The organism is Alloalcanivorax sp. (assembly GCF_964221125.1).
Taxonomy (GTDB): Bacteria; Pseudomonadota; Gammaproteobacteria; order Pseudomonadales; family Alcanivoracaceae; genus Alloalcanivorax; species Alloalcanivorax venustensis.
Window position 1 is genome coordinate 43308 of record NZ_CAXPXK010000004.1, and the last position, 11120, is coordinate 54427.

Here is an 11120-nt window from a genome sequence, read left to right on the forward strand (position 1 = left end):
CGCATGATGACTGTCAACTCCACGATAACACGGCTGAACCAGCACACCGCGCCCATCGACCTGGGGCATGAGGCGCGCCTGTGGCTGATTCCGGGCATTCTCGGTGACGCGGCGACCGCTCTCTTTCACACGCTTTGTAACCAATTGCCCTGGGACCGGCCCCGGGTGCGGGTGTTCGGCCGGGAGCATCCTGTGCCCAGGCTGACCTGCTGGGTGGCGGACCAGGGTGTCTCTTATCGGTATTCGGGGCTGACCCATGAGGGCCGGGGCTGGCCGCCGGCGCTCGACGCGCTGCGGCGGCGGGTCACCGAACTCACCGGCCGCACCCCCAACGGGGCCCTGGCCAACCTCTACCGCAACGGTGACGACAGCATGGGCTGGCACCGCGACAACGAGCCGGAGCTGGGCGCCCACCCCTGGGTGCTCTCCTATAATCTCGGCGCCGCCCGCGACTTCGCCTTCCGCCCCTACGGCAGCGGCCGCCAGAGCCGGGTGATCGCGCTGGAACACGACAGCCTGCTGATCATGTCACCGGAGGTGCAGACCCACTTCGAGCACGCCCTGCCCCGCCGGCGCCGGGTGCGGGAAGCCCGCCTTAACCTGACCTTCCGCGAGATTGTGTAGGAGCGGGCCCAGCCCGCTCCCACATTAGCCGAAGAAAACGTAGCTCAGGAGGATCGCCGCCAACAGCCCGGCGGCGTCGGCGGCCAGGCCGCACCATAACGCATAGCGGACATCGCGGATGCCGACGCTGCCGAAGTACACCGCGAGCACGTAGAAGGTGGTTTCCGTGGAGCCCTGCATCACCGCCGCCATGCGCCCGGCCAGGGAATCCACCCCGTGGGTCTGCATTACGTCCAGCATGGCGGCGCGGGCGCCGGAGCCGCTCAGCGGTTTCAGGAAGGCCACCGGCAAGGCGTCCACGAAGCGGGTGTCCCAGCCCAGGGCGGCGGCGCCGAGGCGGATCGCCGACAGCACCGCTTCGAGCACGCCGCTGGCGCGCAGCATGGCGATGGCGGCGAGCATGGCCACCAGATAGGGAATCAGCTTCACCGCCAGGGTGAAGCCTTCCTTGGCGCCTTCCACGAAGCAGTCGTAGCTGTCGATGCGGGCGCGCCAGGCGGCGAAGAAGAACAGCCCGATCACCGCCAGAAGAATGCCGTTGCCGAACAACCCGGACAGGGTGTTGCCCAGGTCCGGCGGCGCCAGATAAACGCCCAGCGCCAGCACCGCAAGCAGCGCCAGCCAGCCCAGCGCCACCGTGATCAGCAGCGGGTCGCGCAGCGGAATGCGCTGCAGCCGGGCGGTGAGTATCACGCCGATAAAGGTGGAGATCGTGGTGGCCATCAGCATCGGCAGGTAGACCGCCGCCGGGTCGGCGGCGCCCTGCTGGGCCCGGTACAGCAGCACCGTCACCGGCACCAGGGTCACCGATGAGGTGTTCAGCACCAGGAACATGATCTGGCTGTCGGTGGCCCGGCGCGGCTCCGGATTATGTTCCTGGAGCCATTCCATCGCCTTGAGGCCCAGCGGCGTGGCGGCGTTGTCCAGGCCGAGCATATTGGCGGCCAGGTTCATGGACACCCCGGCGCCGGCGGCCGGGTCCCGCCGCAGCGACGGCATCAGCCGCGCCAGCACCGGGCGCACGCCGGCGGCCATGCGGTCGGCCAGGCGGCTTTGCTCGGCGAGGCGGAACAGGCCGCTCCACAGCGCCAGCACGCCGATCAACCCGAGGCTCACTTCCACCGCCAGGTCCGCCGCCTCCCAGAGCGCCGACACCACACGGGCCGGGGCCTGCAGGTCGCCGCCCAGCAGCTGCACCAGGGCGCCGAGTATCCCGATCAGAAAAAAGGCGGTAAAAAGACGATGCACGGGGGCCTCATGAAGTCCGGCAAAGCGCTCAGTATGTCGATGATCGGCGCCTTTGCCTATCCATCCGCGCTTGCCCCCGCCCGGTGATTTGGGCGACCCTGTTCCAGGCGGTGGTTTCCTTTATACTGCCCTGGAACCCTTTAAAAAATGCAGCCGAGTAAGTTCATGTCCGTATTCCGCAAGCTGTTTGGCGTGCTCCTGGCGGCCCTGTTGTTGGGCGGCGCCCTGAAAGTGGGCGGCGACCTGGGCAACGACCCCGCCATCGAAGGATCGCTCAAGCCCGAGAAGGTCCACCGTGAAGCCGCCGAGGAAATCGTCGAGCGCCTGGAGCTGCACTACCGGCGCCTGAAGTTCGACGACGCGCTTTCCGCGCAGGTGCTTGAGCAGTATTTGCAGGATCTTGACCCCAACCGGCTGTATTTCACCCAGCAGGACGTGGACGACTTCCAGCCCTACCGCGATCAGCTCGACAACCAGTTGCGCGACGGCGTCCTGGAGGCCGGTTACTCCATCTTCAACCGCTTCCAGAGCCGTCTGGAAGACCGCCTCACCGAGATCCTCGCCACCCTGGAAGGCGGCTTCGAGGACTGGGACTTCGACGGTGACGGCAAGGTGCTGGTGGACCGCAGCGAAGCGGACTGGGCCGAGGACCAGGACGCCCTGGACGCGATCTGGCGCGGCCAGCTGCGCAACGCGGTGCTGTCCATGCGCCTCAACGGCACCAGCGACGAGGAAATCAGCAAACGGCTCACCAACCGCTATGAAAGCCAGCTCAGCCGGGTTCGTCAGAACACCCCCGAGGACGTGTTCCAGACCTACATGAACGCCCTCGCCCAGACCTTTGATCCGCACACCAACTATTTCACGCCGCATAATTCCGAGAACTTCGACATCAGCATGAGCCGGTCGCTGGAAGGCATCGGCGCGGTGCTGCAGTACGAGGACGGCTACACCAAGGTGGTGCGCCTGGTGCCCGGCGGCCCGGCCGCCAAACAGGGGCAGCTGAGCCCCGCCGACCGGGTGATCGCTGTGGCCCAGGGCGACGAGGAGATGGTCAACGTCATCGGCATGCGCCTGGACGAAGTGGTCGACAAGATTCGCGGGCCGAAGGGCTCCAAGGTGCGCCTGGAAGTGATTCCCGCCGGCCGCGCCAGCGAGCACGACACCCGCACCATCGCGATTACCCGCAACAAGGTGGTGCTGGAGGAACAGGCCGCCAAGAAGGAAGTGATCGAGGTGGAGCACGGCGGCGACACCATGAAGCTGGGCATCATCGAGATTCCCGCCTTCTACATGGATTTCAACGCCTTCCACCGTGGCGATCCGGATTACACCAGCACCACCCGCGACGTGGCGGAGTTGCTGGTGGAACTGCGCAAAGAGAATGTCGACGGCCTGGTGGTGGATCTGCGCAATAACGGCGGCGGTTCGCTGCTGGAGGTGAACAAACTGGTCAGCCTGTTCATCAACCGTGGCCCCACCGTGCAGGTGCGCGAGGCCGGCGGTCGCGTCAGCGTGGAAAACGATCAGTATCCCGGCATGCTCTATTCCGGGCCGCTGGCGGTGCTGGTCAACCGCTACAGCGCCTCGGCGTCGGAGATTTTCGCCGGCGCCATGCAGGACTACGGCCGCGCCCTGATCGTCGGCGACCAGACCTACGGCAAAGGCACCGTGCAGACCCTGCTGGACCTGAACCACGGCAAGCTCAAGATGACCAACGCCAAGTTCTACCGGGTGTCCGGTTCCAGCAACCAGAACATGGGCATCGTGCCGGACGTCACCATGCCGTCGCTGGTGGACAAGGAATCGATCGGCGAAAGCAGCCTGCCCAACGCCCTGCCCTGGGATGAGATCGACCCGGCCAAGTACCAGCGTTATCAGGACCTGGTGCCGCTGCTGCCGGGGCTGCGCGAGCGGCACGACGCGCGCATCGGCGACAATCCGGAATTCGTTTACGTGAACCAGCTGCGCGATCTGCTCAACCGCGCCAACGAACGCCAGGAACTGTCCCTCAACGCCAAGCAGCGCAAGGCCTGGCAGGAGGATTTCGACCAGCGCCGCCTGGACATCGAGAACGCCCTGCGCAAGCACCGTGGTGAAAAGCCGATTGAGAAGATGGAAGATCTGCGCGCCCTGGAAGAACAGCGGGCGCTGGACCCGGACAGCAACGACGAACCGCTGGACGAAGACCCCTACCTGCGGGAAACCGGGCACATCCTCGCCGACATGGTGTCGCTGCTCCGCGAGCAGCGGGTGGCCGGCGAACGCGCCTCCTGAGCGCCCCGCCCGGCGCGGGGGTCAGGCCATCGCCTTGAACCCCCAGCGCGCCGGGTCCTTCCCCAGACCCAGTTTCAAGGTGCGACGCCCCAGGTCGTGGTTGAAGTCCTCCAACCGCCGCTTGGCGGCCTCCGGCAGGAGCCGCTGGCCGAGGCTGGCGGCGCCGAACCCGGCCCGGGCCAGGCGCACCGCCGCGGCGGACGACACCCGGCTGTGCAGGTTCAGGTCGTCGGCCATGGCGTCGCCGATCAGAAAACGGCTCACCGCCACCAGCACGTCATAGGAAAGATGGAACGGCGGCTTGCCCGCCATGCCGGCCAGCAGCGACTTGGCCAGCTTTTCGCTGTCCTCGGTGGGGTCGTAGAGATGGGAGGTGAGCTGCAGCGCCAGCACTTTCTGCTCTTCCACGGTGGCGGTGAGCAAGGCCTCGTCCACGCCCAGCAGGTAGCCGGCGTAGCGCCAGAAATAGTGCATCGCCTCGTGCTCTTGATGGCTGATATAGAGGCCCATCCGGCGCAGCCCCCGCACCACCATGTAATCGAACTCAAGCACCGTGCCGGCCATGTCCTCCTGATTGATCGGCAGGTCGAAGCGGTCGCTGTCCCAGCGCCCGCTTTCGCTGAGAAAGCGGCGCACCGCCGCGTGCAGCAGCCGTACCTCCATCAGCGTCCGGTGGCCCAGGCCGCCGGGACGCAGGCCGTCGGTGGCGGCGATGTTGTGCAGCATCTGGCCGGTTTCATAAATCCGCCGCGACACATCCTTCTGCAGGCGGCCGGTGGCGACCAGCACCTGGGACGGTTTGTTGTGGGCGTAGCCCTCCACCAGGCTGGAGCACATCAGCACCAGGCCCTGCAGCGCGCCGTGCCGGCGGTACATGCGCCGCCCCAATTCCATGCGCTCGAAGTCCACCCAGCCGGGCACCGTGTGGCAGTGGTCCAGGAACGCCTGGTACACCCCGCCCTCTTCGGCCGCGCGCCGCTCCACTTCGTCGAGCAGGCCGGAGGGCCGTTGAAACGCGATGTTTTCCAGACAGCGGTCGGCCAGCGGATCCTGGACCCGGCGCCAGGCTTCAAGCCGGTGGTGGGCGTAGCGGTCGAACCAGATCTGCTCCCGCGGCGTGCGCGGGCCGTCGCGTAGCTGGTTTAATTCCTGCGGTGTGGCCATCAACGTCTCCAACATGGGCTCGGCACAGAACCCGTGAGTTCTGCGTTCAAGCTAGAGCGTCGTGCCACGGGGGTCAATCGTCAAAAGCCGCGGTTTTATTTAGTCCCGGGGTCGGCCCGGCCCAGTCCGCCAGGGTGTCGGCGAGCCAGCCCGGGTCGTCCAGGGACAGATCGTGGCCGCCGTCCGGGTGGACCGCCCGTTGCGCCGACCACCGTCGGGCCAGCGCCGCGGAGCAGCGCGGGTCCACCAGCCGGTCGCCGGCGGCGCTGATCACCAACACCGGACGCCCTTCGGGCAGCGTCTTCGGCGCGCGAAACCGCGCCGCCGCCCACAACTGCCGCACGGTATTGGCGGCGGACACCGGGCGGGCCTCGTCGATCCGCTGGAATTGCCGGGCGATGCGGTCCTTGTCGGCGTCCGACAGCCGGTTGGTGGTGATCTCCAGAATCATGCGCTCGCGCTTGAGGCGGTCGCGGCCAAGCAGGCCGTGGCGGACAATGGCGCCATAGTTGGCCGGTTTGAGGCGGTCCCAGAACGGGCTCACCGGCGCGGCGCTGGAATTGATCAAGGCGGCGGCGGCCACCTGCCGCGGATGGCGTTGCAGCCAATCCATCGCCACCATGCCGCCCAGGGACAGCGCCACCAGGTGGATCGGCCCGTCCACGCCGCGCCCGGCCAGGTCTTCGCGGGCCGCGTCCACCATGGCGGCGATGCGGGTCGGGCTGCGGTCCCGGTGGCGGACGCCGTTGCCGGGCAAATCCATGCACATCACCCGATGGTCCGCGCCCAGAGCCCCGGCCAGGCGGTCGGCGAAACCGTTCCAATGTGCTTGTTCACGAACCAGTCCGCGCAACAGGATCCAGGTCGTTGGCATATATCTGTGCTTCCTTAATCAGCTAGAATGCGAGGCTGCAGTTGGCCCGCGCGAGGAACTATGGCACGAAAAACCGTAAAACGGGTGAAAACAGGCTCCCTGGAACGCCGCTTTTCCATGGCCCGGGCCGGCTTCCTGGCCGGTGCCCGCTACGCCACGGCCAGCGCCGGCGGTCTGTTCACGGCGCCGGACCAGCGCGAGGCGCGGCGCCGGCGCAACCTCTCGCAACGGGCGGAAGAGCTGGTCGAGGAACTCGGCCAGTTAAAGGGCTCGGTGGTGAAAATCGGCCAGATGATGGCCCTGTTCGGCGAGCACTTCCTCCCCGAGGAGGTCACCGAGGCGCTGCACACCCTGGAAAACAGCACCACCGCCCTGGAATGGCCGGCGGTGGAGAAGCACCTCCGGCAGCAGCTGGGCAGCGTCAAACTGGCCGAGCTGGAGGTGGACCCGCAGCCCCTGGGCGCGGCCAGCCTGGGCCAGGTGCACCGCGCCCGGCGCAAGAGCGACGGCGCCGAGCTGGCCCTCAAGATTCAGTACCCGGGCGTCGCCAACGCCATCGATTCGGACATGCGCGCGCTGGTGCGGCTGCTCAAGCTGAGCCGCCTGGTACCGATCACCGAGCAGTTTAACCAATGGCTGGATGAAGTGCGCGACATGCTCGGCCGTGAGGTGGACTATGACCTGGAAGCGCACACCACCCGCCATTTCCGCGAAGCGCTGGCCGACGACCCGCGTTTCGTGGTGCCGGAAGTGTACGGCGACTACTCCACCCACAACATCCTTTGCCTGTCCTATGAGGAAGGCGTGCACATCAGCGATCCGTCGGTGGTGTCGCTGAGCCAGGAGCGCCGCAACTTTCTGGGGCGCGCCATCATGGAGCTGTGCTGCCGGGAAGTGTTCGAGTGGAACAAGATGCAGACCGACCCGAACTTCGGCAACTATCTGATGCGCGTCGGCGACGACGGCAAGGACAAGATCGTGTTGCTGGATTTCGGCGCCATCCGCGATTTCGACGATGAGGTGCTGGGCCCCGGCCGCGAGATGATCCGCGCCGCCTGGCTGCACGACAGCGAGCGTCTGTTCGGCGCCATGCGCGCGCTGGAATTTCTCGACGGCGAGGTGCCGCGCCGGCTGCTGGATGATTTCGCCGCGCTGTGCTTCGAGGCCATCGAGGCGCTGCAGGACCCGGACCGCTTTCCGCCGCCCAAGTCCGTGGTCAACGACAAAGGTGAATACCTGTGGGGCGAGAGCAACCTGCCCAACCGGGTGATGAACCGTGCCAGCCGCACCGCCCTGTCGGTACATTTCGACGTGCCGCCCAAGGAATTCATTTTCCTGTTCCGCAAGCTGCTCGGGGCTTACACTTTTTTACACGTGATCAAGGCCCAGGTGCGCGGAAATACCATTCTCGAGCCGTTTATCCACATGCGTGAAGACGAGGATCGCGAGCGTGTTGCTCAAAAAATAAACGGGCAGGCGGCGGATAGTTGACCTTTCCGGTCAATTATTGACCGTTTATGGGCGCAATAACCATTTCTTATTTGCCAAGCTGTCGACTGCACAATAAGGTTAGCAGCCTGCTCAGCGGCCGGTTTGAATAAACCGGCCGTTTTTCGAGGTTCCCCTGAAAACCCGTCATCCCGACCGGCTTTCAGATGGACCTGTTTTTACGAACCATAAAATGGGGGTAACGCAGGTGATTATCGGTGTACCCAAGGAAATTTGCCCCGGCGAAGAGCGCGTCGCACTGACGCCCGCCAACGTCGGTGCATTGCTCAAGAAAAACGGTGTCGAGATCCGCATCGAACGCGGCGCTGGCGAGGCGGCCGGGTTTACCGACGGCGATTATGAAAACGCCGGCGCGAAACTCACCGACCGGGACGACATCTTTTCCAACGCTCAGGCAATCCTGCAAGTTCAGACTCCGGGCAGCAATACGACCAATGGCCAGGAAGATCTGGACAAGCTGAAAGCCGGTCAGTTCCTTATCGGCATGACCGACCCGCTGGCCAACGCGCAGTTCGCGCAGGCTCTCGCGGAGCGCAAGGTCACCGGCCTGGCCCTGGAACTGATTCCGCGCATCACCCGGGCTCAGTCCATGGATGTGCTCTCTTCCATGGCCATGATCGCCGGCTATAAATGTGTACTGCTGGCGGCGAACGCCTCTCACCGCATGTTCCCCATGAACATGACCGCGGCGGGCACCATGAACGCGTCGCGCGTGTTCGTTATGGGCGCCGGCGTGGCGGGCCTGCAGGCCTGTGCCACCGCCAAGCGGCTCGGTGCCATCGTGGAAGCCTACGACGTGCGCCCCGCCGCCCGTGAACAGATTCTGTCCGTTGGCGCCAAGCCGGTGGAACTGGACCTGGACACCGGCGAAGCGGAAGGCTCCGGCGGTTACGCCAAGGCCCAGGGCGAGGACTTCCTCAAGCGTCAGCGCGAGCTGATGAAGGAAGTGATCAAGGAAATGGACGTGGTGATCACCACCGCCGCGGTCCCCGGCGCCAAGAGCCCGATCCTGGTCACCGAGGAGATGGTCAAGGCGATGAAGCCCGGCTCCGTGATCGTGGACCTGGCGGCGGAACGCGGTGGTAACTGCGACCTCACCAAGGCCGGTGAAACGGTGGTGGAAAACGGTGTGCTGATCATCGGCCCCACCAACGTGCCCTCCTCCGTGCCGTTCCATGCCAGCCAGATGTTCGGTAAGAACATTGAGAACCTTCTTAACCTGCTGCTCGACGACAACGGCGACCTGCAGTTGGATTTCGAAGACCAGATCGTCACCGACACCGTGATCAGTCACGACGGTGATGTGCCCCACGCTCGCCTGCGCGAGATGCTGGGCCTGCCGGAACTGAAGAAAGCCGAACCCGAAGCGCCCGCCGATAACGGCGACGACAACGGGCAGGAGGAAAAGTAATGGACTTCGTATCTCAGCTTACCCTCTTCGTGTTGGCGATTTTCCTGGGTGTGGAACTGATCACCAAGGTACCGCCGACGCTGCACACCCCTTTGATGTCCGGCTCCAACGCGATTTCCGGCATTACCCTGGTGGGCGCGCTGATCGCCGCCGGCTCCGACGCCGGTCTGCTGATCAATGTCCTCGGCTTTATCGCCGTGGTACTGGCGACCATCAACGTGATTGGCGGCTTCATGGTCACCAATCGAATGCTGGCGATGTTCAAGAGGAAGTAACCCATGCAGATTTCCGATAACTGGATTGATATCGCCTATCTGATCTCGGCCGTACTCTTCGTCCTGGGCATCAAGGGTCTGACCAAGCCGAAGACCGCCGTGCGGGGCAACCTGCTGGCCGCCTCCGGTATGGGCGTGGCCTGTGTGGTGACCCTGCTGCACCGCGATATCGTGACCTACGAGATCATCATCGGCGGCGTGATCGTCGGTGGCATCATTGGCGCCATCCTGGCCAAGAAAGTACAAATGACCGCCATGCCGCAGCTGGTGGCCCTGCTCAACGGTTTCGGTGGCGGCGCCTCCTTCGCCGTGGCCGGCGCGGAGTTTTTCCGTGGCGGGCACCCGGACACCGTGGGCATCATCGCCACCGGTATCGCGGTTCTGATTGGCGCGGTGACCCTCACCGGTTCCTTCGTGGCGTTCGCCAAGCTGCAGGAACTGATCGACGGCAAGCCGATGGGCTTCCCGGGCATGAAGCTGGTCAACGCCATCCTGCTGCTCGGTTCCGTGGCCGCCATCGCCTACCTGGTGATGAACCCGGGCGTGGAGCCGGTGTTCTGGGGCCTGGCCATCGCCGCCGCGATTCTCGGTATTCTGCTGGTGTCCCCCATTGGTGGCGCCGACATGCCGGTGGTGATCGCGCTGCTGAACTCCTACTCCGGTATCGCCGCTTCCGCCGCCGGCTTCGTGATGGGCAACAGCGCCCTGATCGTCACCGGTTCCCTGGTGGGCGCCTCCGGTCTGATTCTGACGCAGATCATGTGTAAGGCGATGAACCGCTCCCTCACCAACGTGCTGTTCGGTGTGATGGCGGAAGCCGGCGAAGCGATGGATCAGGACGAGGTCTACGAAGGCAAGATCAAGTCCACCTCCGCCGAGGAAGTGGCGATGGTGCTGGAAACCGCGCAGCGCGTGGTGATCGTGCCCGGCTTCGGTCTCGCCATGGCGCAGGCGCAGCACGCCGTGCGTGAAATGGCCGACACCCTGGAAGGCATGGGCGTCGAGGTGGAATACGCGATCCACCCGGTCGCCGGCCGTATGCCCGGCCACATGAACGTGCTGCTGGCCGAGGCGGAAGTGTCCTACGACAAGCTCAAGGACATGGACACCATCAACCCGACCTTCGAGCAGACCGACGTGGCCATCGTGCTGGGCGCCAACGACGTGACCAACCCGATGGCGCGCGAGGACAAGGGCAGCCCGATCTACGGCATGCCGATCCTCAACGTGGACAAGGCCAAGACCGTGGTGGTGGTAAAGCGTTCGCTGAGCCCCGGTTTCGCCGGCCTGCCCAACCCGCTGTTCGCCAAGGACAACACCCTGATGTTGTTCGGCGACGGCAAGGGCGCGGTGGTGGACATCACCACTGCTCTCAAGGAAGGCTGATCGCCCGCGATCACCGACCCATAAAAAAGCCCGGCTTCGTGCCGGGCTTTTTTGTTGCGGGTCTGCTTAACCCGAACGGCGTTACTCGGAGTAGCCGCCGCCCTCGCCGGGCGAGGATTGCTCCTGCTGCATGGAGCCGCCGCCCTGTTGCATGGAGTCCTGCATGCCGCCCGGCTGCTGACCGTCGCCGCCCTCGGGCGGTTCGACCGGATCACAGGCGGCCAGGGCCGCGCCGCCGGCGACCAGAGACACCAGGCCGGTGGCCAGTAACAAGCCTTTGCGTACGTCCTCTACAGACATTCGATCCTCCTGTTTCGTACCGTTTCGAAAGTCAGCGGGCCTCGCCCGCTAT

The 11120-nt window shown here is 65.2% G+C and carries 10 protein-coding genes; 6 read left to right on the forward strand and 4 right to left on the reverse strand.

Annotated features, from left to right (window positions below; translation table 11 throughout):
* The first annotated feature begins 3 nt into the window (after positions 1–3).
* Positions 4–624 carry an alpha-ketoglutarate-dependent dioxygenase AlkB gene (locus ACEQZD_RS00450; RefSeq protein ID WP_335628837.1) on the forward strand — a complete coding sequence of 207 codons (621 nt, stop codon included), beginning with the start codon at positions 4–6 and terminating at the stop codon, positions 622–624.
* Between the two features lie 24 nt (positions 625–648).
* On the opposite strand, the gene ACEQZD_RS00455 is transcribed toward ACEQZD_RS00450, so the two are convergent.
* Positions 649–1872, reverse strand: a complete 1224-nt coding sequence (locus ACEQZD_RS00455; protein ID WP_370183329.1) for a nucleoside recognition domain-containing protein — start codon at positions 1870–1872, stop codon at positions 649–651.
* A 147-nt stretch (positions 1873–2019) separates the two neighbouring features.
* Here ACEQZD_RS00455 and ACEQZD_RS00460 point away from each other — a divergent pair, with 147 nt between their 5' ends.
* Positions 2020–4149, forward strand: coding sequence for a carboxy terminal-processing peptidase (locus ACEQZD_RS00460; protein ID WP_370233185.1), 2130 nt, complete (start codon positions 2020–2022; stop codon positions 4147–4149).
* A gap of 21 nt (positions 4150–4170) precedes the next feature.
* Here ACEQZD_RS00460 and ACEQZD_RS00465 read toward each other — a convergent pair whose 3' ends face one another.
* Positions 4171–5313, reverse strand: a complete 1143-nt coding sequence (locus ACEQZD_RS00465) for an oxygenase MpaB family protein (RefSeq protein WP_142949851.1) — start codon at positions 5311–5313, stop codon at positions 4171–4173.
* A 73-nt stretch (positions 5314–5386) separates the two neighbouring features.
* Positions 5387–6187: an alpha/beta fold hydrolase gene (locus tag ACEQZD_RS00470; RefSeq protein WP_370183333.1), complete on the reverse strand. Its 801-nt coding sequence runs from the start codon at positions 6185–6187 to the stop codon at positions 5387–5389.
* Positions 6188–6247: 60 nt separating this feature from the next.
* Between ACEQZD_RS00470 and ACEQZD_RS00475 the strand changes: the two genes are divergently transcribed.
* The 4 genes from ACEQZD_RS00475 to ACEQZD_RS00490 all read left to right on the forward strand — a co-directional run bounded on the left by ACEQZD_RS00475 (position 6248) and on the right by ACEQZD_RS00490 (position 10768).
* Complete coding sequence (locus ACEQZD_RS00475; RefSeq protein WP_370183336.1) at positions 6248–7678, forward strand: AarF/ABC1/UbiB kinase family protein; 1431 nt, start codon at positions 6248–6250, stop codon at positions 7676–7678.
* Between the two features lie 205 nt (positions 7679–7883).
* Positions 7884–9107, forward strand: a complete 1224-nt coding sequence (locus tag ACEQZD_RS00480) for a Re/Si-specific NAD(P)(+) transhydrogenase subunit alpha (protein ID WP_142949889.1) — start codon at positions 7884–7886, stop codon at positions 9105–9107.
* Entirely contained in the window at positions 9107–9382 is a 276-nt protein-coding gene (locus ACEQZD_RS00485; protein WP_067611132.1) for an NAD(P) transhydrogenase subunit alpha, read from the forward strand. Before ACEQZD_RS00480 ends, ACEQZD_RS00485 begins: the two co-directional genes overlap by 1 nt.
* 3 nt (positions 9383–9385) lie before the next feature.
* On the forward strand, positions 9386–10768 hold the full coding sequence (locus ACEQZD_RS00490) for an NAD(P)(+) transhydrogenase (Re/Si-specific) subunit beta (protein ID WP_194855889.1): 1383 nt from the start codon (positions 9386–9388) through the stop codon (positions 10766–10768).
* 81 nt (positions 10769–10849) lie between these two features.
* Here the strand turns inward: ACEQZD_RS00490 and ACEQZD_RS00495 are convergent, their stop codons facing one another.
* Entirely contained in the window at positions 10850–11068 is a 219-nt protein-coding gene (locus ACEQZD_RS00495; RefSeq protein ID WP_194855888.1) for a hypothetical protein, read from the reverse strand.
* Positions 11069–11120 lie beyond the last annotated feature (52 nt).

Coding starts and splice junctions, on each gene's coding strand:
- ACEQZD_RS00450 (WP_335628837.1), top strand. CDS start 4: ATGATGACTGTCAACTCCACGATAACACGGCTGAACCAGCACACCGCG.
- ACEQZD_RS00460 (WP_370233185.1), top strand. CDS start 2,020: ATGCAGCCGAGTAAGTTCATGTCCGTATTCCGCAAGCTGTTTGGCGTG.
- ACEQZD_RS00465 (WP_142949851.1), bottom strand. CDS start 5,313: ATGGCCACACCGCAGGAATTAAACCAGCTACGCGACGGCCCGCGCACG.
- ACEQZD_RS00470 (WP_370183333.1), bottom strand. CDS start 6,187: ATGCCAACGACCTGGATCCTGTTGCGCGGACTGGTTCGTGAACAAGCA.
- ACEQZD_RS00475 (WP_370183336.1), top strand. CDS start 6,248: ATGGCACGAAAAACCGTAAAACGGGTGAAAACAGGCTCCCTGGAACGC.
- ACEQZD_RS00485 (WP_067611132.1), top strand. CDS start 9,107: ATGGACTTCGTATCTCAGCTTACCCTCTTCGTGTTGGCGATTTTCCTG.
- ACEQZD_RS00490 (WP_194855889.1), top strand. CDS start 9,386: ATGCAGATTTCCGATAACTGGATTGATATCGCCTATCTGATCTCGGCC.
- ACEQZD_RS00495 (WP_194855888.1), bottom strand. CDS start 11,068: ATGTCTGTAGAGGACGTACGCAAAGGCTTGTTACTGGCCACCGGCCTG.